This is a genomic window from Geobacillus sp. FSL K6-3411, from assembly GCF_037965715.1.
GTDB lineage: Bacteria > Bacillota > Bacilli > Bacillales > Anoxybacillaceae > Geobacillus > Geobacillus thermodenitrificans.
In genome coordinates this window covers 2,639,893-2,665,162 of sequence record NZ_CP150187.1, presented here as the reverse complement: position 1 = coordinate 2,665,162, position 25,270 = coordinate 2,639,893, and the positions used below count along the sequence as shown (strand labels likewise).

The following is a 25,270-nucleotide window of genomic DNA, read 5'->3' as shown; positions in this document are numbered from 1 at the left end:
TTTCTTTCACTTTTTTCAATCAACCTCTTGTCATTAGTTTAAATATGTGTAAATATAGATGTCAAGACAGGTGAAAAGAGAGGTGAGCGGTTGTGGGGGAAAACGGCATCATTATTGTTGGTAGCGGATTGGCCGCTTTAACAGTGGCTTATTATTTACAGGTGCAAGAAAATGTGATTGTTTTCACAAAAAAAGGGAAAACGGACTGCAACTCTTGGCGGGCGCAAGGTGGGGTGGCGGCAGCGTTAGCCCCCGACGATGATTGGCGCGTTCATTTCCACGACACGCTTACGGCCGGCTGCCATCATAACGATGTGCGAATGGTTGAGTTGCTCGTTCGTGAAGGGCCGAAGCGGCTGCAAGAATGGATGGACGCTGGGATGGCGTTCGATGCAGATGAACATGGACAGCTTTGCTTCGGCCTTGAAGGCGGGCATAGCCACCGCCGCATTTTACACGCTGGCGGCGACCAAACGGGCAAGGAGATCGTTACATTTTTGCTTCAGCAGGTGAAAGGGCGCGTATCAGTGGTGGAAGGTGAACAAGTCATCGAACTTTTGATGGAAGACGGCCGCTGTGTCGGGGTGAAAACGAAGCGAAAAGACGGTGCTGTCTCCGTTTGGCGGGCGGCGGCAGTCGTCCTAGCGACCGGCGGCTGCGCCGGGCTGTATACGTTCACTTCCAACGCGCCGACCGTGACTGGTGATGGCATTGCCATGGCGTATCGCGCCGGCGCGGCAGTCGCCGACATGGAATTTATCCAATTTCATCCGACGATGCTGGCTGTCGGAGGAAAAGCGGTCGGATTAGTATCGGAAGCGGTGCGCGGAGAAGGAGCGGTGCTTGAGACGGAAGACGGGCGGCGCTTAATGAATGGCGTTCACCCACTTCGTGATTTGGCACCGCGTGATGTTGTCGCCCGCGCGATCGCCGCGGAAACGGAGCGAGGCGGCCGCGTCTACTTAAATATTTCCGCCGTTCCTCATTTCCACCGCCGTTTTCCGACGATTGCGGCGTTATGCGAGGCGCATGGCGTTGATCTTGAGGCCGGCCGCCTCCCGGTTGTGCCAGGCGCCCACTTTTTAATGGGCGGCATTATGGTCAATGAATGGGGGCAGACGACCGTGCCGGGCTTGTATGCCGTTGGGGAAGTGGCGTGCACCGGTGTGCACGGTGCCAACCGGTTGGCAAGCAATTCGTTGCTTGAAGCGATCGTCTTTGGAGCCCGTGTGGCCCACTCTATCAATCGCCGGGAGGAGTGGCCGACGTCAGTATACCGCGCTGCCCGATCGTTTGGCCACTCGCGTCGTCTTTTGGTGCCTCCGCTTCCGGAACGGTCGTGCATCCGTGAGCGATTGTCCACATTTGTCGGTATCGTCCGTGAAAAAGGGCGGCTTTGTGAGGCGGTTCGCTGGTTCGAACAATTTTCCTTGCCAGATTGGTTGGATGGCGATCTTGAATGCTTGTCGGCAGAGGAGATTGAAACAGGGTATATGCTCCTTACCGGTTGGCTTGTCGCCTCGTCTGCGCTTCGCCGCACGGAAAGCCGTGGCGGCCACTACCGAAGTGATTTTCCGTATGATCATCCGGACTGGAAAGGCCGACGCCTCGTGCGGACGAAAGAAGAGTGGGAGCATGCACCAGTTGGACGGTAAAGCGGGAATAAGATCAAAAGGAGGATGAGGCGATGAATCGGTTAAAACTCGAACAGTTGTTGAGGCAGTTTTTTCTTGAAGATATCGGCGATGGGGATGTGACAAGCGACACGATTTTTCCGGCTAACGAACGTGCGACGGGGGTGTTTACGGCGAAAGAGGACGGGGTTGTGGCTGGCGTCGACCTTATTGCCACTGGCTATCAACTGCTTGATCCGCATATCGAGGTATCGATCATGAAACGGGACGGCGAACGGATTGCAGCTGGTGAAACGATCGCCGCCGTTTCTGGGCCTGTCCGTCCACTGTTGTCTGGTGAGCGCGTCATTTTGAATTTGCTTCAGCGTTTGAGCGGCATTGCGACTATGACGCGGCAGGCGGTTGACCTGCTTGGTGACAGCCATACTCGCCTTTGCGATACGCGAAAAACGACACCGGGTTTGCGCATGTTGGAAAAATATGCGGTTACTTGCGGTGGCGGCTACAATCACCGCTTTGGCTTGTACGATGGTGTGATGATTAAAGACAATCATATCGCCTTTTGTGGGTCGATTGCCGCCGCTGTCAAAGCGGTGAGAGAGCGGCTCGGCCATATGGTGAAAATCGAAGTCGAAACGGAAACGGAAGCTCAGGTGCTCGAGGCGGTCGAAGCCGGGGCTGACATTATTATGTTTGACAATCGGACGCCGGATGAAGTGCGGTCGTTCGTCCGGCTCGTGCCGAAACCGATCATCACGGAGGCGTCCGGCGGTATTACGCTCGCCAATGTAGCAGCATACGGTGCGACCGGAGTCGACTACATTTCACTTGGGTTTTTAACGCATTCAGCTGCAGCGTTGGACATTAGTTTTTATTTACAATGACGGAGGAGAGAATGATGAACGTACTCGAACAGTTCAAACAGCTCGATAATATGCCGGAACAGTATAAAACGATGGACAGAGATGAGCTCGAAGCGCGCGCCCGCGCGGTGAAGGAGCAGCTCGGGCGGCGTCTTTTTATCCCTGGACATCATTACCAAAAAGATGAGGTCATTCAGTTCGCTGATGCCACCGGCGACTCGCTTCAGCTCGCCCAACTGGCGGCGAAAAACAACGAAGCGGAATATATTGTGTTTTGCGGCGTCCATTTCATGGCGGAAACCGCGGACATTTTAACGAGTGAGGAGCAGGCAGTTATTTTGCCGGACTTGCGCGCTGGCTGTTCGATGGCCGATATGGCCGATATTTTTCAAGTTGAGCGGGCATGGGCGGCATTGACGGATCGATTTGGCGAGACGATTCTGCCGCTTGTATACGTCAATTCCACAGCGGCGATTAAAGCGTTTGTCGGCCGAAATGGAGGGGCGACGGTTACGTCGTCCAACGCGCAAAAGATGGTAGCGTGGGCGTTTTCACAAAAAGAACGGATCTTCTTTTTACCGGACCAGCATTTAGGCCGAAATACGGCCTATGCACTCGGCGTTGGCCTTGACGAGATGGCCGTCTGGGATCCATATGAGGAAACATTGCAAGGCAACGGTGACCTTGACAAGGTGAAAGTCATTCTTTGGAAGGGCCATTGCTCGGTGCATGAAAACTTCAATGTCCGGCAAATCGAGCATATTCGGCAGACGAAACCGGAAACAAAGGTAATCGTCCATCCGGAATGCAGCTGGGACGTCGTCCAGCAAGCCGATTACGCCGGTTCAACAAAATACATTATCGAAACGATTCGCAACGCCTCACCCGGTAGCCGATGGGCGATCGGAACAGAAATGAATTTGGTGAATCGCCTTATGCATGAGCATCCGGACAAAGAAATCATTTCTCTTAATCCGTATATGTGCCCGTGTTTGACGATGAACCGGATCGATTTGCCGCATTTCGTTTGGGCGTTGGAATCGCTCAGTGAAGGAACAGTCGTCAACCGCATTACCGTTCCAAGGGAAGTAGCGTTCGAAGCAAAGCTAGCACTCGAGCGCATGCTTGCCCTTGCCTAGTTCTCCTCCCTGGCGAAGACGGGATCGCTTCCGTCCGGCCAGGGATTTTTTTATCATAAATCAACAACCATCGTCATACATTGTGTTGAAAGATGATAACAAGAAACAAGCATCGGTTGGATAGAGCGCAAACAGTCTCGGTTTAGGAGGGGAACCGCGTGAAAATCCATATTGTTCAAAAGGGCGATACCCTTTGGAAAATTGCCCAAAAATATGGGGTTGATTTTGAACAATTGAAAAAGATAAATGGGCATTTGAGCGATCCGAATATGATTATGCCTGGCATGAAAATTAAAGTGCCGACAGCAGGAGTGCCAATAAAAAAAGAAACAAAAACGTATGCACCGTCAAAAAAGCCGAAAGTGGGAGAACATCCGTACGCGGAGACGAAACCGTTCGTTTCATTCAATATTGATGCGGAGATGGACACAGCTAGCGGCTCCGTCTTGGAAAATGAAATACCAGTGAACGAGGCGCCGAAAGCAGTGGAAAAAGAAAAACCGAAGGCGCCAGCGGCCAAAGCGCCGAAAGCGGAAGTGAAAGAAAAACCGAAAGCACCAGCGGTCGAAGCACCGAAAGCGGAGGCGAAAGAAAAACCGAAAGCGCCAGCGGTCGAAGCACCGAAAGCGGAGGTGAAAGAAAAACCGAAAGCGCCAGCGGTCGAAGCACCGAAAGCGGAGGCGAAAGAAAAACCGAAAGCACCAGCGGCCAAAGCGCCGAAAGCGGAAGTGAAAGAAAAACCGAAGGCGCCGGCGGTCGAAGCGCCAAAGGCAGAGGGGAAAGGAACAGCAAAGGCGCCGATAAGCGGGACATCGAAGGGAATGGAGAACAAGAAGGCGAATGTGTCAGTGAACGAAGCCCCGAATGTGCCGGTGAACGAGACACCGAACGTACCAGTGAACGAAGCGCCGAACGTGCCGGTGAATGAAACACCGAACGTACCGGCGAACGAGGCGCCGAAAGCACCGACAGCCTATACACCGCCGCTTACACATACGATTCCGCCGGTCGTTCCGACCCCTCACGTTTCGTTTGCCAAATCGTTGCCGAATCTGCCACCGATTCCACCGAAGCCGAGCAACATTTTGCCTGGCATGATGAAAGAGGAGATGGATGAAAGCCCAACTGAACTGAAAGGGGAACAAACAGAAATAGCAGACGAAAGCGAGGAAACCCCGCCACCGTTGCCGAACATTCCGCATGTTCCAATTGCACCGATGACGGCACCAGTTTTCGGTGTTGACCAAGGATGTGTGCCAGTGACGCCTATTTTGCCAGGAGCGGGGTTTTACATGTCTCCGCCGCCAGCCATGCCATCTTATTCTCCGCCGCCGGGTTCGTTAGGGGGCGGCCCGGAAAATAACCCGGCTCCATTTCCGGGCATTAGCGAAGGGAGCAATGATTCTTTAGAGTCTCCGCAGTTTTCTGAACCGGGGAAACACGGGGCTGCTGCTCCGCTTGCACCGCCAGCTGGTGCCGCTTTCGCTGCGTCCGGTCCTGCCGCACCGGGATATGCACCATCTGGAGTGTACGCGCCGCTAGCCGGATATCCGCCTTTTGGGTATGTGCCTGTGTATCCACCGACTCCGTACTACGGGGGATATGCCCCTCCGGGAGTGTACGCCCAGCCGGCTCCATACGGGTACGCGCCGCAACAAGCTGCGCAGGCGATCCCGTGGCCCGGTGCCGTTTACCCGGTAAGCCCACCCGCCGCCGGTTCGCGCCTGTTTGCCGGACCGCCGGATGAGGAGAGCGAGCATGGGGAAGAACAGTAACCTGACAGAAAGAGACGCCGTTGGCCGTCTCTTTTTTCTTCTTAGCCGCCAGTACCGGATTGTTATTCGGCAGGCTGTGGCGCTGAAACCAAATGTCATTGCCATCGCCACTTCGCACGGATCATTTGTCGCGAAAGCGTACCATTCGTTAGTGGCGGCTGAACGGCAAGCTTGGCTTCTTGCCGCTCTCCGCCGCTCCGGCTTTTTCGCCGCTCCAGCCGTTGTCCCGATCGGCCATGGAGGTGTCATCACTGCCGGAGGGCGACATTGGCTGCTGACAGAATATGTAGCTAGTGCGCGCCCATTTGTATTTGTCAACGAGTGCGACATCAAAGATGGGCTTCAAGCGTTACATAGCTACCATGTGGCAACGGCAAGGATCGTATGTGACAAACGGGCAGCCATGCGGCTGCCGTCTGTGCAGCTGTATGAAAAATGGCGGCGCTGTTACGATGAGTTTTGTCGACATTTGCCGTTCATTGAGACAGCGATGGAAAAAGAGGATATTTTATTTACGCTTCGCTGGGCGCATTACTGCTTGGCAACGTGCGGCGATTACGCCCAAGAGTTAGCGGCGGAGCCTGTCGTCATCATTCATGGGGATGTAGCGCCCCATAATTTTTTGCGCACTGCCGGTGGAGATGTATATATGATCGACTACGATGCGGCCGCCCTCGCCTCGCCCGGTCTTGATTATTGGCAATACGCAAACCGTATTTTGCCGCATATCGGCTGGTCGTATTCGGCGCTCGCCCGTTTTGTTCCGCTTGGTCGTTGGCTGGAAAAAAGTTGGTTTTTGCATGCGCTTTTGTTCCCTGCTGATGTATTTCGTGAGTGGCGACAGGCGGCCGCGCGACGCCGCCCGCTCGTATTGGATCGGAAGAAGCGGGAATGGTTTGTCCGTCGTCTTTTCGCTATGCTAAAATAAAGAGTAAAATCTTTGGAAAAAGGAGTCGAAGGCGGATGCAAGAAAAAATTGACAAGCTTGTCCAATGGCTGCGGGAACAAGTGGCGTCGGCTGGCTTAAACGGGGCAGTAGTCGGCATTAGCGGTGGCATCGACTCTGCCGTTGTCGCCCATTTGATCAAGCGGGCGTTTCCAGATAACTCGCTTGGCCTCATCATGCCGTGCAAAAGTCATGCAAAAGATATGGAAGATGCCCTCAAAGTGGTGGAAAGCTGCGGCATTCAATATCTTGTCATTGATTTGACCGAGGTGCATAAATCGTTGTTCGGCGCGGTGGAAGCCGAGTTGAAAGCCATCGGTGAGTGGAATGAAGAAAAGGCGCGGCTTGGCGATGCGAACACGAGGGCGCGTCTGCGCATGACGACGTTGTACGCTGTCGCCAACAACTATGGCTACCTCGTTGTCGGTACGGACAATGCGGCGGAGTGGCACACCGGCTACTTTACGAAATATGGCGATGGCGGGGTTGATTTAGTGCCGCTCATTCATTTCACAAAAGGCGAAGTGCGTGAAATGGCTCGTCTGCTTGGTGTTCCGGAAGAAATTATCACGAAAGCGCCGAGCGCCGGATTATGGGAAGGACAGACGGATGAAAGCGAAATGGGCACGACGTATGATATGATTGATAAATATTTAAAAGGTGAAGACATTCCAGAGCAAGACCGGAAAATTATTGAACGGCTGCATGAACGTTCGCACCATAAACGGCAGCTGGCCATTGCGCCACCAAAGTTTTAACCGTCGTCTTGTTGGTTTGAACTAACAGCGATAACCCCCCTGCTTTTTCCGCAAGCTAAATGTAAGGCTGGCTTTGCGCCAGCCTTGGGCGAAGGAAACCAAGGGGGGGTTTTCCATTGAGGTACGCGGTCAAATGGATCGGTGTATTGTCGGTAGCCGGCTTGCTCGCTTCATGCACCAATTATGGGACCAATGACGAAGGAGCCCAGCGCTATAACAATGCGGAGAGACCGATCGGCTATTACTCAACAGAACGGAACGATGATTTCCGCTACGGTCGTTACGGAACGAATGCGCTCAACTACGATAACAACTATATGTGGGCACGCCGCGGACCGGTGACTGACTTTTTGACGGACGGTGACCGCCTTGGTCGGTCGGCGGCGCCCCGGTTGGATGCGGACGTCCCAGCTCTTCCGCGCGGAGTCGATTTTGGCAACGGCGATTACAACTACCACGGGCATTTACATTCGCTGAATGTTGCTCCGCATCCATCGTACTACCGTAGCTATGACGGTGCTTTGGTTGAAGAGCTTTCCCGCCGCGCTGCAGCGGTAAGTGGAGTAGATGATGCTCGTACGGTCGTTTACGGCGATCAAGCGCTCATCGCCATTGCGACTGATACCCGCCATCCAGGTCGGCTGGAAGAGCGTGTTGCCAAAGCAGTGGCTCCGTACGCCAACGGCAAACGGGTACGTGTCACGTCCAATCCGAGCATGTACAACCGCATCCGCACGATTGACAACACAATTCGTCGCGGTGCGCCGATCAGCATGGAAGAAATTCGCCGCGATTTGCGTACTATTTTTATCGACGGTACGATTCAAGAACGGCCGGAAAACAATCGGTAGTTCGGCAAGGGGGTGCCATTGGCATCCCCTTTACTCGTTTTCCGCTTTCAGCTAGGCGCAGCTGACATTTTCTGCGGTTTTTGCTATAGTAATATCGGAACATTCCGTTGTGATGAGAGGAGAAAGTTTGATGGCTGGACATTCGAAGTGGAAAAATATCCAACGGCGGAAAAATGCTCAAGATGCTAAGCGCGGCAAACTATTTATGAAACTGGCGAAAGAAATTTATGTTGCCGCAAAAACCGGCGGTGGTGACCCGGCGGCCAACCCGAGCCTGCGTCTTGTCATTGAGAAGGCAAAGGCGGCTAATATGCCGGGTGAAAACATTGAACGGGCGATTAAAAAGGCAACGGGGAACCAAGAACATACCAATTATGAGGAAATCCGTTATGAAGGATACGGACCGGGCGGCGTCGCTGTCATGGTTGTCTGCTTGACCGATAATAAAAACCGGACCGCTGCCAACGTGCGTTCAGCATTTTCGAAAAACGGCGGCAACTTGGGGGAAACAGGTTGCGTCTCTTACTTGTTTGAGCGCAAAGGATTGCTCGTCATCGATCGTGAGCAGCACAACATGGAGGAAGATGAGTTGCTGCTTTTGGCGATTGAGGCAGGGGCGGAGGAGATGGAAACGACGGACGAATCGTTCGAAATTTATACAACGCCCGAGTCGTTTGAGACGGTAAAAGAACAGCTTGAACAGCAAGGATTAACGTTTGCGAGCGCGGAAATTACGATGATTCCGCAAACATATACAACGTTATCAGGCGATGAATTGAAAAAGATGTTGAAGTTAATTGATACGCTTGAAGATGATGACGATGTGCAAGAAGTATACCATAACTTGGATGAATCAGTGATTGAGGAACAATAACAATCGTCGGCGGCACGCTGGCGATTTTTTATAGATCGAGGTGGCGAAACATCATAACGGGGGAAACAACAGATAGAAATGTTGCTCCATCGAACAAACGTCAAAGTGTCAAATCGTTGGCGCGCATCTATCAATGACAGCATCGTCACCTGTTTGCTGACTTTGGCTCGGCAGCAGCTTGTTTTTACAAAAAAAGCTAACGAAACAGTAATAAAATGGCGACTGGCGGCGAAACTAATGATGTAAGAAAACTATCATTTTGGAAGAGAGGAACGGACAATGCGAATTCTTTCCATCATGTTGTTGGTTGCTGCAGTCGTGTTGCCGACTCATTCGGCGTTCGCCGCACCAACGCCGGTGAACATGACGATTGTATTGCAGCAGCAATACTTAGACGGAGAGATGAGCGAGGAGAAAAGAACGGAAACGGTTGTTTCGTTAACAGAAATATGGAAAAAGTACCGCGACTGGCAGCTGATTGATCTCGATGGACAGACGATCGTCTTTCGCAAAACGATTAACGACATTTCCCCGTTGTTAAAAACAAACGGCTATTTCGGGCTCACCGATGATGGTACATTATCTATTTTTAACGGTAAACCGAATCAGTCGGGGAAAATTATCCAGTCGTTTTTTCAAATCGATGTACAAAAACTAGAAAGCCATCAGCAGGCGAAATTAAAACAAGGCATCCGCGTCCTCTCGAAAGAACAATATGAACAAGTGATCGAAATGTATCGCCATTTTGCGGTCGTGCATTAAAACGGAATCCCGTGGTGTGAAGCGCATCACGGGATTTGTTTTTTGCTATAATGAAATCGTATGATACAATGAAAGGACGAGAAAAGGAGAGGAGTAGGCATTGATCGAGTTTATCCGCGGATATGTCGATTACATCTGTCCCGAATATATTGTGATCGACCATAACGGCATCGGCTACGAAATTTTTACTCCCAACCCGTTTGCCTTTGAGGAGAGTCGTGAGGCAGCGGTAACGGTATATACATACGAATACGTGCGTGAAGATGTGCACGCTTTATACGGATTTCTAACGCGTGAAGAGCGGAACTTGTTCGCCAAGCTGCTCCAAGTGTCCGGCATTGGACCAAAAGGGGGGCTCGCTATTTTGGCAGCGGGGCGTCCGGATGAGCTGGCACGGGCGATTGAGGAAGAAAATGAAGCATTTTTATGTAAGTTCCCGGGTGTTGGAAAAAAAACGGCACGGCAAATGATTTTAGACTTAAAAGGAAAGCTTACGATGTTTTCAATGCCAACGGCTCCACGACCGGCCGCTTCTCTGTCTGGGGAGCTTGCTGAGGCGATTGCTGCGCTCAAGGCGCTTGGCTATGCGGAACGAGAAATTGAAAAAATTATTCCGGCGCTCCGCGAAGAAACGATGTCGACGGAACAGTACGTGAAGCGGGCGTTGGCCATGTTACTGAAATAAATGGCTGTTGGCAACGAGCCAAAAGGGAGGGACGACGGTGGACGAACGGCTTGTATCTGGATCAGCTTTAGGCGGCGAGGCGGCGTTCGAACCAACCTTGCGCCCGCAATATTTGCATGAATATATCGGGCAAGATAAGGTAAAAGAAAACTTGCAAGTGTTTATTGAAGCGGCCAAGCTGCGTGAAGAAACACTTGACCACGTCTTGTTGTACGGCCCGCCGGGGCTCGGGAAAACGACGCTCGCCGCCATCATTGCGAACGAAATGGGCGTCAAGATGCGGGCGACATCCGGGCCCGCACTTGAGAGGCCCGGTGACTTAGCGGCGCTGTTGACATCGCTTGAGCCCGGGGATGTGTTGTTTATTGACGAAATTCATCGGTTGCCGCGGACGGTTGAGGAAGTTCTCTATCCCGCGATGGAAGATTACTGTTTGGACATTACGGTCGGCAAAGGGCCTGAAGCGCGCTCGCTTCGTCTAGATTTGCCGCCGTTTACGCTTGTTGGAGCGACAACAAGGGCCGGAGCGCTGTCCGCACCGCTGCGCGACCGATTTGGTGTCATCAGCCGGCTTGAATATTATCAAGTGGACCAACTAGCGCAAATTATTGAGCGGGCGGCTGCTATTTTGCATATTATCATCAACAATGAGGCGGCGCTTGAACTGGCACGCCGGGCGCGTGGCACGCCGCGTATTGCCAACCGTCTGCTCCGCCGTGTTCGCGACTTTGCTCAAGTGCGTGGGGACGGGGAAATTACGCTGCCGCTCGCCGTCGAGGCACTTGAGCGGCTGCAAGTCGATCGACTCGGGCTTGATCACATTGACCATAAGCTGCTTTTAGCGATCATTGAAAAGTTTGCCGGCGGTCCGGTTGGACTCGAAACGATGGCAGCCGTGATCGGAGAAGAAGCGCAAACGATCGAGGAAGTATATGAGCCGTATTTGCTGCAAATCGGCTTATTGCAGCGAACGCCGCGCGGGCGTGTCGCCACGCCGGCGGCGTATGCCCATTTAGGAATGGAGGTTCCGAAGCGGTGAACAGCTTGCCTAAGTTGATTATGATAATCGGCGTTGTGCTTATCATCGTTGGGTTTGTTATGCAGTTTGTCAAACTCGGCCGCTTGCCGGGGGATATCGTCATCCGCAAAGGAAACATGACCTTTTATTTTCCGATCGTCACATCGATATTGCTAAGCGTCGTATTATCATTGATTTTTTACGTGCTCGGGCGATTTCGCTAAAGAAAGGAGAACTTTATGAAAGTTGACTTGTTTGATTTCCATTTGCCTGAGGAACTCATTGCACAAACGCCGCTCCCGGATCGGGCGGCGTCGCGGCTGATGGTGCTCGATAAACAAACAGGGGCCATCCGTCATGAAACATTTCGCAACATTATTTCGTATTTACACCCTGGCGATTGTCTCGTCTTAAACGACACCCGTGTCATGCCGGCGCGTCTGTACGGGGAAAAAGCGGAAACGGGCGGGATGGTCGAGGTGCTCTTGTTAAAACAGTTAGACGGCGACCGTTGGGAGACGCTCGTCAAGCCAGGCAAACGGGTCAGACCGGGAACGAAGCTCGTCTTTGGCGGCGGGAAACTTCAAGCCGTTTGTCTTGATACGCTTGAGCATGGCGGCCGGGTGCTTGAATTTTCGTACGAAGGGCTGTTTTATCAAGTATTGGCTGAACTTGGCGAAATGCCGCTCCCGCCGTATATTAAAGAAAAGCTCGATAATCCGGAGAGGTATCAGACGGTGTACGCTCGTGAAATCGGCTCAGCGGCAGCGCCAACAGCCGGCCTTCATTTCACTGAGGAGCTGCTTGACGCCATTCGGGAAAAAGGGATACATATCGCCTTTATTACGCTTCATGTTGGGCTCGGTACATTCCGGCCGGTGCAAGTGGATGACGTCGAAAAACACAATATGCACGCTGAGTTTTATCAAATGAGTGAGGAAACGGCGGCGATATTGAACCGCGTGCGTGCGAACGGCGGCCGCATTATCGCCGTCGGTACGACATCGACGAGGACACTTGAGACGATCGCCAATCGGCATGATGGCCGGTTTGCCGCTGAGAGCGGTTGGACGGACATTTTCATTTATCCAGGCTATGAGTTTAAAGCCATTGATGGGCTCGTGACGAACTTCCATTTGCCGAAATCGACACTCATTATGTTAGTGAGTGCATTCGCCGGACGCGAGCATATTTTGCACGCGTATGAAGTGGCGGTCAAAGAGCAGTACCGCTTTTTCAGCTTCGGCGATGCGATGCTCATCATTTAAGAAAGGAGAACAGCACGTTGACGACACCGATTCGCTTTGAACTGATCAAAACGTGTCGGCAGACAGGAGCGCGCCTTGGCATTCTCCACACGCCGCACGGCTCGTTTGAAACACCGATGTTTATGCCAGTCGGGACGCTTGCGACGGTCAAAACGCTATCGCCAGAAGAGTTGAAGGAAATGGGGGCAGGCGTCATTTTAAGCAATACGTACCATCTTTGGCTGCGCCCAGGCCATGACATTGTCGCTGAGGCGGGCGGCCTCCACGCTTTTATGAACTGGGATCGCGGCATTTTGACGGATTCCGGTGGATTCCAAGTGTTTAGCTTGAGCGAATTTCGCCGGATTGAGGAAGAAGGTGTCTATTTCCGCAACCATTTAAACGGCGACAAGCTGTTTTTATCGCCGGAAAAAGCGACTGAAATCCAAAATGCGCTCGGTGCTGACATCATCATGGCGTTTGACGAATGTCCGCCGTATCCGGCGACGTATGACTATATGAAACGGTCGGTCGAGCGGACGAGCCGCTGGGCGGAGCGCTGCCTGAAAGCCCATCGACGCTCGAATGAACAAGGGCTGTTTGGCATCGTCCAAGGCGGTGAATATGAGGACTTACGCCGGCAAAGCGCGCGCGATTTAGTGTCGCTCGATTTTCCTGGCTATGCCGTCGGTGGGTTGTCGGTCGGCGAGCCGAAAGATGTGATGAATCGGGTGCTTGAGTTTACAACGCCACTTTTGCCGACGGACAAGCCCCGCTATTTAATGGGCGTCGGTTCACCCGATTCACTCATTGACGGTGCGATCCGCGGCATCGACATGTTTGACTGCGTCTTGCCGACGCGCATCGGCCGCAACGGAACGGTTATGACGAGTGAGGGGCGGGTTGTCATTAAAAACGCCCAGTACGCCCGTGACTTCACACCGCTTGATCCGAACTGCGATTGCTATACGTGTCGAAACTACACGCGCGCCTATATTCGCCATCTCATTAAATGTGATGAAACATTTGGTATCCGGCTCACGTCTTACCATAACGTCTATTTTTTGATAAAATTAATGGAGCAGGTGAGACAAGCGATTCGTGAAGATCGACTCGCCGATTTCCGTGAGGAATTTTTTGAGCGTTACGGCTTTAACAAGCCAAACGCGAAAAACTTTTAGTCATTAGAAAGGAGGGGGATTGAATGAACGCGACGATTGCGAATTTATTGCCGATCGTGCTGTTTTTCGTCATTTTCTACTTTTTGCTTATTCGCCCACAGCAAAAGCGGCAGCGCGCCGTCCAACAAATGCAGGCGAATTTGAAAAAAGGCGATAAAATCGTCACGATTGGCGGTTTGCATGGCATCATCGACTCGGTCGATGAAGATAAAATCATCATCCGCGCCGGTGACGGCACGCGGCTTACATACGACCGTTCTGCGGTGCGTGAAGTTGTCGGAAAGCAACGCATAACCTAAATGGAAAGCAACGGCTGACAGCGTTAGAAATGGAGCTGTCATCGAAAAGATGAATACTGACGACAAAAAAGCGGCTGTTTCGTTTGGAAACAGCCGCTTTCACATTGAGACACTCGCTTATGTCCGCTCGCGGCGAGCCGGTGACAGGTTGACACCGACGATGCCGCCAAGGGCAGCAGAGACAAAAAAGAGAAGATGATACAGCCATTGTTGGGCTGTAAATGGCTTTTCGATGCCAAGAAATTGAAACAAAAAGATGATCGCGGTAAATAAGAAGCCGGTCAGTCCGCCGGCAAGCCATCCCTTTTCTTGACTTTTTCCGCCAGCAACGATGCCGCCGATGAACATCGAAATGACCGAGACGGCAAAAATTATCCATGTAAGCGACGATTCCTGGATGTCCGTCCATTTAAGCAACAACGAAAAAATGAAGCTAACGAGCGCTGCCAAAACGAAAATGGTGGAGACCCCGTATACGAGTGCGCTGCCAAGTCGTGACACCGTGTTCCCTCCCTGATCACAACCGTTTTACCACCATATATATTCGTTGCCGGACATGTTTAGAAGTCTATTTTCGTCCGTTTTTCCCAGCTAGCCAATGAAGCCCCGGGAGATAGACGAGCTCTTCGCGCTTGATGAGCCGAAAGAACAGAAGGACAGTGATATATAAAACGATCGTCGCCACCATGGCGAACAGTGTCCATAATGACGAAGGTGTGGCTATAGGTGGATAGTGGAAAAGCACATAGCCGGCCACACCGGTGACAGTGATGGCAATCGTTGCTTTCGCATACTCGCGCGCATGGATCGAAAAGGAGACGGCTTTGACGACAGTGGCGAAATGGAGAAACGTCACAAGCACCGTGCCGATGGATGTTGCAAGCGCCGCCCCCATAATGCCTAAACTAGGACGTGAGGCGAGGGTGAAGATACAAGCGAGCTTGACGACTGCCCCGATCAAGCTGTTCGTCATGGCTGCGTTCGCCAAGTCGAGTCCTTGCAATACGGCTTGGAGCGGGCCTTGGAAATAATAAAATAAGAAGAACGGAGCCATCACTTGAATAAAGATGGCCGCTTCACTTGTGCCGTACATCCACCACATGAGCGGTTCGGCAAAAATGTATAGCACGACGGCGGAAAGACCGCCAGTGACAAGCGATAGGCGCATTGCCTGGGCGATCCGGTATTCAACTAAAACCAACTTGTTTTGCGCCATTGCCTCACTAATGGCCGGTACAAGCGCTGTCGAGAGCGCGTATGTAATGAATGACGGCAAGGTGAGCAACGGCAGCGCGTAACCGACGAGCTGGCCATACTGCTTCGTGGCGACGGAGGAGGCTACACCGGCAAGAGCTAAGCTGTTGGCGACGACGATCGGTTCGAAAAACCAAGAAAGTGAGCCGATCAAGCGGCCGCCGGTCGTTGGCAAGGCGATCCGCATGAGACGGATGAACGTCTCTTTACCGGCTTGCACGTAGCGAAAAAATTTCGCCCGCAGACGGATTGACTTTTTAAACTTAAATAAGAACAACAAATACAATAAGGCGGCTAGTTCACCAAGGACAGATGATGCCATGGCGCCGGCGGCGGCGTACTCAACGCCATACGGCAAGAGCGGCCTTGTGCATAGAGCGATCAAGCTGATACGGACGATTTGTTCAATCAAAAGCGAGTAGGCGTGCGGCTTCATTTGTTGGCGCCCTTGAAAATAGCCGCGCAACACCGAGGAAATCGCCACGATCGGCACGACCGGGGCGATGGCCATTAGCGGGTAGTATGTGCGCGGGTCGGTGAACATCGTCTGTGAAAGCCATGGTGCAATAGCAATGAGCGTTGGCAAAAATACGGTGCTCAGCACTCCCGTCGTTGTAAGCGACACGACAAGAATTTTTTTCACCCGCTGCCGGTCGCCGGCCGCTTCCGCCTCAGCGACGAGTTTGGAAATGGCGACAGGAAGCCCGATTTGGGTCGCCGTAATGGCTAACGATAGCGTCGGTACGGCCATCATGTACAGCCCGACCCCTTCATCCCCGATCATCCGGGCGACGACGATACGGTTGATGAAACCGAGAATTTTCGTAATAAAACCGGCGGCGATTAAAATGATCGTCCCTTGCAAAAATTTAGACATCTTCTTTCCCTGCCTTCTCAAATGCCTTAATCTTTTATACAATATATGCTAGATACATGGCCAAGCATGACAAGGATCATAGCTGGCATGGCGCGGGAGGGTGAGAGATGGAAGGGGAAAAACGGCTGCGCGAACAGCTCATGCCGGCGCTCGAATGCAAATATGACGAGTTTCGTTTGCTCGGGTACACACAAGTAACGATCGACGGGCTATGGGAATGTTTGTGTGCTCGAAAGTGGAAAAACGCGCTGGCGGAAAAAAAACTATATGAGCTTGTCAGCGACATTTTGTCGCTTTCGCCGGGGGAATACATGGCATTTTTGACGATGCGTTCGTATGAACAGCAGCGGGAAACTGGCGGCGATGATTTAGAAAACGTTCTCAAAGAGTTGTTATAGCGAAAAATTGACACCAATGGCCGACTGGCGCATAATGGAAGTCGAAACCGATGTGTTCAACGATGGTGCTGTAGAAGCCGCCGGGCGTCAAGATGAATCGAAGGAGGATTTTACAACGAATGGTAAAACGAAGTCGCATCGTCACGTTTTTTTTGCTCGTGCTCCTATTGGCTGGAGTGATCGGACCGACGATTCAAGGAATTTTACATAATATCAAGCTCGGCCTTGATTTGCAAGGCGGTTTTGAAGTGTTGTATGAGGTGAAGCCGGCGAAAAAAGGCGATAAAATTGACCAGGAAACGCTCCAAAGCACGGTCAGCGCCTTAAACAAGCGGATTAACGTCCTCGGCGTCAGCGAGCCGCGCGTCGACATCGAAGGCGAAAACCGTATTCGCGTCCAGCTCGCCGGGGTGAAGGATCAAAACGAGGCACGCGAAATTTTGGCCACCCAGGCAAAGTTGACGTTCCGTGACGTCAATGACAACGTGCTCATGGACGGGAGCGATCTTGTCCAAGGCGGAGCGAAGCTGTCGTTTGATGAGAACGGCCAGCCGAGTGTCGCTATTAAATTGAAAGATGCCGATAAGTTTCGCCAAGTGACGGAAAAAGTGTACAACATGGGGCCGCCGAACAATATTTTGGTCATTTGGCTTGATTTTGAAGAAGGGGTTGACTCGTACCAAAAAGAAGCGGGCAAAGCGGATCCGAAATTTATTTCCGCTGCTTCGGTCAACCAAGTTTTCAATCAGACAGACGTGTCGATTGTCGGCAACTTTACGGTGAAAGAAGCACAGCAGCTGGCTGATCTGTTAAACGCCGGCGCGCTTCCAGTCGAATTGCATGAAATTTACTCGACGTCTGTTGGCGCCCAATTCGGGAAAAACGCCCTGCAAACAACGATGTTGGCTGGCATCATCGGTGTTGCTGCCATCTTCTTGTTTATGATTTGGTTTTACCGATTGCCAGGCGTGATTGCCGTCATTACACTGTCGGTGTACATTTATTTGATTCTGTTATTGTTTGATTGGATGAACGGCGTCTTGACGTTGCCAGGCATTGCCGCCCTTATTTTAGGGGTCGGGATGGCGGTCGACGCCAACATTATTACGTATGAGCGAATCAAGGAAGAGTTAAAGCTTGGCAAATCGATGCTGTCGGCGTTTCGCGCCGGCAACCGAGGTTCGTTTGCAACGATTTTTGACGCCAACATTACGACGATCATCGCCGGCGTCGTCCTGTTCATTTACGGAACAAGCTCGGTCAAAGGGTTCGCGACGATGCTCATTATCAGCATTGTCGCCAGCTTTGTCACTGCTGTCTACGGCACGCGCCTTTTGCTCGGGCTGCTCGTCTCAAGCCGCTGGCTTGATAAGAAACCGGGTTATTTCGGCGTGAAAAAATCGGAAATCTTAAACATTGCCGAAACGACAGATGAGACAGAAGTGCCGACGAAGTTTGACCGTTGGGATTTTATCAAACATAGCAAAAAGTTTTTCCTGTTCTCCATCGCCTTGACGATTGCCGGTGTCATTTCACTTTTTGCCATGGGGCTCAATCTCGGCATTGATTTCACGAGCGGGACGCGCATTGAGGTGACGAGCAGTCAACCGATTGAAGCCAAGGAGCTAAGCGACTATTTTGAACAGCTTGGTCACAAGCCGGAGGATGTCGTTTTATCTGGCACGGACGGGAAAACAGGCGTCGTCCGCTTGATCGGAGTGCTTGACAAGCAGGAAATTGCGAAAATCAAAAGTGAGCTGAAAACGACGTACGGGCATGAACCCAACATCAGCACCGTGTCGCCCGTTGTCGGCAAGCAGTTAGCGCGAAACGCGCTCATTGCCGTGCTCATTTCGTCGATTGGGATCATTCTTTATGTGACGATCCGCTTTGAATGGCGGATGGCGTTAGCTGCTATCATCGCCTTATTGCACGATGCGTTTTTCATCATTACTGTGTTCAGCTTGACGCGGCTTGAGGTTGATTTGACGTTCATCGCCGCCGTGTTGACGATCATTGGTTACTCGATCAATGATACGATTGTCACGTTTGACCGCATTCGCGATCTCATGAAAAAACGGAAAGTGAAAACGGTCGACGATTTAAGGCACATCGTCAACCGAGCGTTGCAGCAAACGTTCACACGCTCAATCAACACCGTATTGACCGTTTTGTTTACGGTGATTGCCTTACTTCTGTTTGGCAGCGAGGCGATCCGCAACTTCAACCTTGCCTTGCTCGCCGGCCTGTTGTGCGGCGTCTATTCCTCGCTGTTCATCGCTGCACAGCTGTGGCTCGTTTGGAAAGGAAATGCGCTCAAAAAAGGCAAAGGGACGAAAAAAATCACGCCGGAAACCGAGCCGCACCTGTAATGTCCGCACCGGAAAAAGTGCTTGCGCTTTTTCCGGTGCTTTTTCTTTTGACGACGATGCTTGGAACGGAAAATGGATACACTAATGGCCAGATGAAACATAAACGGCTGGGATGCTGCTAGACGTGAAGTGGGGGAAGATGGCCATGGAAAACGAACAGCGATTCAGGCAGGCGAAAACAGCGGCGATCATTGGTATTGTCGGCAACATAGCGCTTGCCGCCATCAAGGCAATCGTTGGGGTGTGGAGCCAAAGTCAGGCACTGATCGCCGATGCCGCTCATTCGGCATCCGATGTTGCTGGATCGTTCGCCGTTTGGATCGGACTGCGAGCCGCGGCGCGCCCGCCGGATGAAGACCATCCGTACGGGCACGGAAAAGCGGAATTGATCGCTGCCATTATTGTGGCGGTCCTTTTGTTTCTTGTTGGGCTCGAGATCGGACGATCAGCGCTCATGTCGTTTTTCGCCCCACTGTCGCCACCGGGGATGGCGGCCATTTATGTTCTGTTGTTATCGATCGTTGTCAAAGAGGCGATGTTTCGCTATAAATACCGGCTAGGGAAACAGCTCAATAGCGATGCCTTAGTTGTCAACGCCTATGAACATCGCTCTGACGTCTTCTCTTCACTTGCTGCGCTCGTTGGTGTTGGTGCTGCCATTCTCGGCGGAAAGTGGGAAATCGGCTGGCTCGTGTATGCCGACCCGCTCGCTGGGCTATTCGTCGCCATTCTTGTTTTAAAAATGGCGTGGGAGCTTGGTCGGAAGTCGATCCATACGGCAATCGACCACGTGCTCCATGAGGAGGAAACGGGCTATTTGCGGGAGGCGGTGCTGTCGGTTCCTGACGTGCGGCAAATTAACGAGCTATATGCGCGCGAGCATGGTCATTACGTTATTGTCGATTTGAAGATCGCCGTTGATCCACGGCTGACAGTCGAAGAAGGACACCGGATTGGGAAAAAAGTAAAGGAAAAGTTGCTGACACTTCCGCGCGTCCGCAACGTGATGGTGCATATCAATCCGTATGATCCGCAAAAAAACACGTAATGTCGTTGCCTGCCCTTTTCTCCTTTTTGTATAATAAGGAGAGTTGAGGTGGGGGACATGTTAAAAGCGAAAACGCGTTGGGAAGTAGATTGCCCCGACGAACAGACGGTGAGGCGGCTGGCCGAGGAAGCCGACATCGCGCCGTTGTTAGCAAAGCTTCTTGTCCGCCGTGGCGTGCGGACGGCAGCGGAAGCGGCCGCGTTTCTTGATCCCCTTGGACAGCCGTTTCATGATCCGTTTCTACTTGATGGGATGGAACGGGCGGTTCGGCGCTTAGAGCGGGCGATCAACACCGGCGAACTTGTGCTTGTCTATGGCGACTATGATGCCGATGGCGTCTGCAGTACGTCGGTGATGGTGAGCGCCCTTAAAGAGGCGGGAGCGTCGGTCGAATTCTACATTCCCAATCGCTTTACGGAAGGATACGGTCCGAATCTGGCGGCATTTCGTGCCGCGAAAGAGCGGGGCGTGTCCGTTATTGTGACGGTCGACAATGGAATTGCAGCGGTCGATGAAATCGCTGCCGCTAATGAGTGGGGGCTTGATGTCATTGTGACCGACCACCATGAACCGGGTCCGGTGTTACCGGAGGCGTACGCGATCATTCATCCGAAAAAGCCGGGAAGTACATACCCGTTTCGCGATTTGGCCGGCGTCGGCGTCGCATTTAAAGTTGCTCATGCGTTGCTTGGACGGGTGCCGCGCCATTTGCTTGATTTGGTAGCGATCGGGACGATTGCCGACTTAGTGCCGCTCGTTGGGGAAAACCGTCTGCTCGCCGCACAAGGGCTCGAGGCGCTGCGCGAAACGAACCGCGTTGGGTTGCGCGCCCTTTGGCGGCAATGCCGTATTGATGCGATGACAGTAAATGAACAGACGGTCGGTTTTGCTATCGCGCCGCGGCTGAATGCGGCCGGCCGCCTCGGCGGCGCCGATCCGGCCGTGGCGCTGTTAATGACAGACGATGAGGGCGAAGCCGCACGGTTGGCCCAAGAAATGGATGAACTAAACCGTGAACGCCAGCAGCTTGTGGCGCAAATGGCTGAAGAAGCGGCAGAGATGGTACGGCGTCAGTTTCCGCCTGAAGAGCATCGCGTTCTTGTTGTCGCGGGTGAAGGATGGAATCCGGGGGTTGTTGGCATCGTTGCCTCGAAACTTGTTGAGCAGTTTTATCGTCCAGCGGTTGTGCTTTCGATGGATCGGGAAAAAGGAATCGCCAAAGGGTCGGCTCGCAGCATTCACGGCTTTGACCTCTTTGCAAGTTTATCGCAATGTCGTGACATTTTGCCTCATTTTGGTGGCCATCCGATGGCGGCGGGAATGACCTTAGCGCTTGATGATGTCGAAGAACTGCGGGAGCGGTTGAATGCCATCGCCGCTAGGACGTTGTCAGATGATGATTTTACACCGCCGACGTTTATTGATGCTGCCTGCTCTGTTGATGAGCTGACGTTGTCGGCCGCGCGCAGCTTTGAGCGGCTTGCCCCGTTTGGTGTCAGCAATCCGCGGCCGCTTCTTCTTATTGAAGAGGTGGCGGTTGAAACGATGCGCCGCGTCGGAGCGAACGGCGCCCATATGAAAGCGGTCTTTTCCCAAAATGGTGCAGCGATTGATGCCATTGGCTTCGGTCTCGGGCCGCTTTGCGAGGAGATCGCCCCTGGGGCGTGCGTCTCGGCCGTCGGAGAGCTTTCGGTAAATGAATGGAACGGGTTAGCGAAGCCGCAGTTGTCGTTATGTGATGTAGCGGTAAGCAGCTGCCAAGTGTTTGATGTCCGCGGCTGCCGCGATGTCCACCCGCTTATTGAGCGAATGCCGAAAGAGAAACGGCTGCTTGTCCTGTTTCGCCGCGAAACCGAAAATCAATTAAATTTGACGGCGTTTCGCGACGAACTTCATTATGTAGCAAGTGATGAAGAGGCGGGCGCCTTGGCGATTGACGGCCGCTATGTCGTGCTGCTTGACTTGCCGCCAAAGCTCCGCCGACTCGCTGTCTTGCTTGGCAACGGGCAGCCGGAGCGCATTTACGCGGTGTTTGCGCAGCCGGAAGCGCAGTTTTTTCGCACGTTTCCGACGCGCGACCATTTTAAATGGTTTTATGCCTTTTTGCATAAATACCGTTCGTTTCCGCTCGCCGAGCGGGGCGGACAGCTGGCGCGCGCCCGTGGCTGGACGGAAGAGACGGTTCATTTTATGGCGAAAGTATTTTTAGAGCTTGAGTTTATTCGCGAACAAGACGGCGTCATCTCACTTGTCCATGCGCCAGAGAAGCGTGATTTGCATGAATCACCGACATATCGCCGCCGGCGGGACGAGCTTGAGGTGGAACAGCAGTTATTATATTCCACTTATGAGCAGTTGAAACGCTGTTTAGCAGAAATGACACGTTCGCAAACGTACGAGGAGGCAAACGTATAATGGATTTAAAACAGTATATTACAATCGTGCCTGATTTTCCGAAACCGGGAATTTTATTTAAAGACATTACGACGCTGATGGACAACGGGGAAGCGTACAAATACGCCACCGACCAAATTGTCGAATACGCACGCGAAAAGCAAATTGATATCGTTGTTGGTCCGGAGGCGCGCGGGTTTATCATCGGATGCCCGGTTGCCTATGCACTCGGTGTTGGTTTTGCACCGGTACGCAAAGAAGGAAAATTGCCGCGTGAAGTCGTTCGTGTTGAATACGGATTAGAGTATGGAACAGATGTGCTGACGATGCACAAAGACGCCATCAAGCCGGGGCAGCGCGTCTTGATTACCGACGATTTGTTAGCGACAGGCGGCACGATGCGGGCGACGATCGATTTAGTCGAACAATTAGGTGGAGTAGTGGCCGGTTTGGCATTTTTAATTGAGCTCACAGAGCTTGGTGGGCGCAAAAAATTGGAAGGATACGATATTTTAACGCTCATGCAGTTTTAAAATAGTCGACATTGTTCGCTTCTTCCGCTACAATAGAGAAAAAAGGGGCACTCGCACGAGTGCTCTTTCTTATTAACGTGATTGATGTTAAGTTAACACCTTAGCGTGTGAATTTCATTTTATAAAATCAAAGGTGATCCAACCATATGGCCAATGAACAAGTGCTGACAGCGGAGCAAGTGTTTGAACAGGCGGGCTGTTATTTGTCGGAACAAGATGTCGCCTTTTTAAAAAAGGCGTATGAATTTGCGAAACACGCCCACCGCGATCAATTCCGGAAGTCGGGCGAACCATATATCATCCATCCCATTCAAGTTGCCGGTATTTTGGCTGACTTGAAAATGGATGCGACGACGATCGCTGCTGGGTTTTTGCATGATGTCGTGGAAGATACCGAGGCGACAAAAGAGGACCTCGAGCGTGAATTCGGTGCGGATGTGGCGATGCTCGTCGATGGCGTGACGAAGCTCGGCAAAATTAAATATAAATCACAAGAGGAACAGCAGGCGGAAAACCACCGAAAAATGTTTTTGGCCATGGCGCAAGATATTCGCGTCATTTTAATTAAACTGGCCGATCGTTTGCATAACATGCGGACGTTAAAACATTTGCCAGCGGAAAAGCAGCGGCGCATCGCTAACGAAACGCTCGAAATTTTCGCCCCGCTCGCCCACCGTCTTGGCATTTCGAAAATTAAATGGGAGCTTGAGGATACCGCACTTCGTTATTTAAATCCGCAACAATATTACCGCATCGTCAACTTAATGAAGAAGAAGCGGGCTGAACGCGAGCAATATTTGGAAGAAGTCATTCAGGAAGTGCGTGAACGGCTCAATGAAGTGCATATTCCGTGTGAAATTTCCGGGCGGCCGAAACATATTTACAGCATTTACCGAAAAATGGTTATGCAAAATAAACAGTTTAATGAAATTTATGATTTGCTTGCCGTCCGCATTATCGTCAACAGTATTAAAGACTGCTATGCCGTGCTCGGCATCATCCATACGTGCTGGAAGCCGATGCCGGGGCGGTTCAAAGACTATATCGCCATGCCGAAGCCAAACATGTATCAGTCGCTCCATACAACGGTCATCGGGCCAAAAGGTGAGCCGCTCGAGGTGCAAATCCGCACGTTCGAAATGCACCAAATCGCCGAGTTCGGGATCGCTGCCCATTGGGCGTACAAGGAAGGAAAAACGGTGAAGCCGAACTCGTTTGAAGAAAAGTTGTCTTGGTTCAGGGAAATTTTAGAGTGGCAAAACGACGCCAGCAATGCCGAAGAGTTTATGGAGTCGCTGAAGATGGATTTGTTTTCCGACATGGTGTTCGTCTTCACGCCAAAAGGTGATGTCATCGAGCTGCCGGCCGGTTCGGTGCCGATTGATTTCGCCTACCGCATCCATTCAGAAATCGGCAATAAAACGATCGGTGCGAAAGTCAACGGAAAAATGGTGCCGCTTGATTATAAGCTGCAAACGGGCGACATCGTCGAAATTTTAACGTCGAAGCATTCGTATGGACCGAGCCAAGATTGGCTGAAGCTCGCCAAAACATCGCAGGCGCGCAACAAAATTCGTCAGTTTTTCAAAAAACAGCGACGGGAAGAAAACATTGATAAAGGCAAAGAGATGGTTGAAAAAGAAGTGCGCGGCCTCGGTTTCGAGCCGAAAGAAGTGATGACGGCTGACAACATAAAGCGCGTCGCGGAGAAATTCAATTTTTCGAACGAAGACGATATGTACGCAGCGGTTGGCTACCATGGAATTACGGCGGCGCAAATCGCCCATCGGTTGACGGAAAAATGGCGAAAGCAGCGCGATCTTGAAGAACAGCAGCGCAAACTGGCTGAAGCGGTCTCGGAAGCGAAGCTGCCGGCTGGCAAAAAACGTGACTGTGGCATTCGTGTCCAAGGAATCGACAACTTGCTCATCCGCTTGTCGCGCTGCTGTAACCCGGTGCCGGGCGATGAAATTATCGGCTTTATCACCCGCGGCCGCGGCATTTCCGTTCACCGCGCCGACTGCCCGAACGTGCAGGTGGAAGAGGCGGCTGACCGGTTGATTCCTGTTGAATGGGAAAGCGGCACAAATGGTGAGCGTGAGTATAACGTCGACATCGAAATTATCGGCTTTGATCGCCGCGGCTTGCTGAATGAAGTGCTGCAGGCTGTAAACGAGACGCGCACCGACATTTCCGCCGTCTCCGGCCGCTCGGATCATCGGCATAAAATCGCGACGATTCATATGACCATCGCCATTCATAACATCAGCCATTTGCAAAAAGTAGTGGAACGAATTAAACAAATTCCTGACATTTATTCAGTTCAGCGGCTGATGAACAACTAGGGGTGTCGAAAGGAGGG

At 52.1% G+C, this 25,270-nt stretch carries 23 protein-coding genes; 21 read left to right on the top strand and 2 right to left on the bottom strand.

Annotated features, from left to right (window positions below):
• The first annotated feature begins 92 nt into the window (after nucleotides 1-92).
• The 15 genes from nadB (at nucleotide 93) to yajC (ending at nucleotide 14,032) form a co-directional block, all read left to right on the top strand.
• Entirely contained in the window at nucleotides 93-1,655 is a 1,563-nt protein-coding gene (nadB, locus tag NSQ22_RS13585) for an L-aspartate oxidase (RefSeq protein ID WP_029760658.1), read from the top strand.
• Between the two features lie 32 nt (nucleotides 1,656-1,687).
• Nucleotides 1,688-2,518 (top strand): carboxylating nicotinate-nucleotide diphosphorylase, encoded by an 831-nt coding sequence (gene nadC / locus NSQ22_RS13580; RefSeq protein WP_029760659.1) that lies wholly within the window; start codon nucleotides 1,688-1,690, stop codon nucleotides 2,516-2,518.
• 14 nt (nucleotides 2,519-2,532) lie between these two features.
• Nucleotides 2,533-3,636, top strand: coding sequence for a quinolinate synthase NadA (gene nadA, locus NSQ22_RS13575; RefSeq protein ID WP_029760660.1), 1,104 nt, complete (start codon nucleotides 2,533-2,535; stop codon nucleotides 3,634-3,636).
• A gap of 158 nt (nucleotides 3,637-3,794) precedes the next feature.
• Complete coding sequence (gene safA / locus NSQ22_RS13570; RefSeq protein ID WP_339263633.1) at nucleotides 3,795-5,411, top strand: SafA/ExsA family spore coat assembly protein; 1,617 nt, start codon at nucleotides 3,795-3,797, stop codon at nucleotides 5,409-5,411.
• The gene (locus NSQ22_RS13565; protein WP_011887896.1) at nucleotides 5,395-6,339 is read left to right on the top strand and encodes a phosphotransferase; all 945 of its coding nucleotides are present in this window, start codon (nucleotides 5,395-5,397) and stop codon (nucleotides 6,337-6,339) included. Before safA ends, NSQ22_RS13565 begins: the two co-directional genes overlap by 17 nt.
• A 35-nt stretch (nucleotides 6,340-6,374) precedes the next feature.
• Entirely contained in the window at nucleotides 6,375-7,115 is a 741-nt protein-coding gene (gene nadE / locus NSQ22_RS13560; RefSeq protein WP_029760663.1) for an NAD(+) synthase, read from the top strand.
• A 116-nt stretch (nucleotides 7,116-7,231) separates the two neighbouring features.
• A complete protein-coding gene (locus NSQ22_RS13555; protein WP_029760664.1) occupies nucleotides 7,232-7,966 on the top strand; it encodes a YhcN/YlaJ family sporulation lipoprotein in 735 nt (244 codons plus the stop codon).
• 130 nt (nucleotides 7,967-8,096) lie between these two features.
• A complete protein-coding gene (locus NSQ22_RS13550; RefSeq protein WP_029760665.1) occupies nucleotides 8,097-8,840 on the top strand; it encodes a YebC/PmpR family DNA-binding transcriptional regulator in 744 nt (247 codons plus the stop codon).
• Between the two features lie 279 nt (nucleotides 8,841-9,119).
• The gene (locus NSQ22_RS13545) at nucleotides 9,120-9,602 is read left to right on the top strand and encodes an intercompartmental signaling factor BofC (protein ID WP_008881050.1); all 483 of its coding nucleotides are present in this window, start codon (nucleotides 9,120-9,122) and stop codon (nucleotides 9,600-9,602) included.
• A 100-nt stretch (nucleotides 9,603-9,702) separates the two neighbouring features.
• Nucleotides 9,703-10,287: a Holliday junction branch migration protein RuvA gene (ruvA, locus tag NSQ22_RS13540; protein WP_011887895.1), complete on the top strand. Its 585-nt coding sequence runs from the start codon at nucleotides 9,703-9,705 to the stop codon at nucleotides 10,285-10,287.
• Nucleotides 10,288-10,324: 37 nt separating this feature from the next.
• On the top strand, nucleotides 10,325-11,326 hold the full coding sequence (ruvB, locus tag NSQ22_RS13535) for a Holliday junction branch migration DNA helicase RuvB (protein WP_011887894.1): 1,002 nt from the start codon (nucleotides 10,325-10,327) through the stop codon (nucleotides 11,324-11,326).
• Nucleotides 11,323-11,529 carry a DUF2905 domain-containing protein gene (locus NSQ22_RS13530; protein ID WP_008881047.1) on the top strand — a complete coding sequence of 69 codons (207 nt, stop codon included), beginning with the start codon at nucleotides 11,323-11,325 and terminating at the stop codon, nucleotides 11,527-11,529. Before ruvB ends, NSQ22_RS13530 begins: the two co-directional genes overlap by 4 nt.
• A 15-nt stretch (nucleotides 11,530-11,544) precedes the next feature.
• Nucleotides 11,545-12,573, top strand: a complete 1,029-nt coding sequence (queA, locus tag NSQ22_RS13525; RefSeq protein WP_008881046.1) for a tRNA preQ1(34) S-adenosylmethionine ribosyltransferase-isomerase QueA — start codon at nucleotides 11,545-11,547, stop codon at nucleotides 12,571-12,573.
• A 17-nt stretch (nucleotides 12,574-12,590) separates the two neighbouring features.
• Nucleotides 12,591-13,733, top strand: coding sequence for a tRNA guanosine(34) transglycosylase Tgt (gene tgt, locus NSQ22_RS13520; protein WP_008881045.1), 1,143 nt, complete (start codon nucleotides 12,591-12,593; stop codon nucleotides 13,731-13,733).
• Nucleotides 13,734-13,756: 23 nt separating this feature from the next.
• A complete protein-coding gene (gene yajC / locus NSQ22_RS13515; RefSeq protein ID WP_008881044.1) occupies nucleotides 13,757-14,032 on the top strand; it encodes a preprotein translocase subunit YajC in 276 nt (91 codons plus the stop codon).
• 117 nt (nucleotides 14,033-14,149) lie between these two features.
• Here yajC and NSQ22_RS13510 read toward each other — a convergent pair whose 3' ends face one another.
• Nucleotides 14,150-14,533, bottom strand: coding sequence for a TIGR04086 family membrane protein (locus NSQ22_RS13510; RefSeq protein WP_008881043.1), 384 nt, complete (start codon nucleotides 14,531-14,533; stop codon nucleotides 14,150-14,152).
• A 67-nt stretch (nucleotides 14,534-14,600) separates the two neighbouring features.
• Nucleotides 14,601-16,163: a stage V sporulation protein B gene (gene spoVB, locus NSQ22_RS13505; RefSeq protein WP_008881042.1), complete on the bottom strand. Its 1,563-nt coding sequence runs from the start codon at nucleotides 16,161-16,163 to the stop codon at nucleotides 14,601-14,603.
• Between the two features lie 107 nt (nucleotides 16,164-16,270).
• On the opposite strand from spoVB, the gene NSQ22_RS13500 reads away from it, so the two are divergent.
• The 6 genes from NSQ22_RS13500 to NSQ22_RS13475 all read left to right on the top strand — a co-directional run bounded on the left by NSQ22_RS13500 (nucleotide 16,271) and on the right by NSQ22_RS13475 (nucleotide 25,253).
• Entirely contained in the window at nucleotides 16,271-16,561 is a 291-nt protein-coding gene (locus NSQ22_RS13500) for a post-transcriptional regulator (RefSeq protein WP_011887891.1), read from the top strand.
• A gap of 119 nt (nucleotides 16,562-16,680) precedes the next feature.
• A complete protein-coding gene (secDF, locus tag NSQ22_RS13495) occupies nucleotides 16,681-18,933 on the top strand; it encodes a protein translocase subunit SecDF (protein WP_171355459.1) in 2,253 nt (750 codons plus the stop codon).
• Between the two features lie 145 nt (nucleotides 18,934-19,078).
• Nucleotides 19,079-19,981, top strand: a complete 903-nt coding sequence (locus NSQ22_RS13490; RefSeq protein WP_172437891.1) for a cation diffusion facilitator family transporter — start codon at nucleotides 19,079-19,081, stop codon at nucleotides 19,979-19,981.
• Nucleotides 19,982-20,038: 57 nt separating this feature from the next.
• Nucleotides 20,039-22,396 carry a single-stranded-DNA-specific exonuclease RecJ gene (gene recJ / locus NSQ22_RS13485; protein WP_171355463.1) on the top strand — a complete coding sequence of 786 codons (2,358 nt, stop codon included), beginning with the start codon at nucleotides 20,039-20,041 and terminating at the stop codon, nucleotides 22,394-22,396.
• On the top strand, nucleotides 22,396-22,908 hold the full coding sequence (locus NSQ22_RS13480; protein ID WP_008881037.1) for an adenine phosphoribosyltransferase: 513 nt from the start codon (nucleotides 22,396-22,398) through the stop codon (nucleotides 22,906-22,908). The genes recJ and NSQ22_RS13480 overlap by 1 nt, the downstream gene beginning before the upstream one ends.
• Nucleotides 22,909-23,054: 146 nt before the next feature.
• The gene (locus tag NSQ22_RS13475; protein WP_011887887.1) at nucleotides 23,055-25,253 is read left to right on the top strand and encodes a bifunctional (p)ppGpp synthetase/guanosine-3',5'-bis(diphosphate) 3'-pyrophosphohydrolase; all 2,199 of its coding nucleotides are present in this window, start codon (nucleotides 23,055-23,057) and stop codon (nucleotides 25,251-25,253) included.
• Nucleotides 25,254-25,270: the final 17 nt, after the last annotated feature.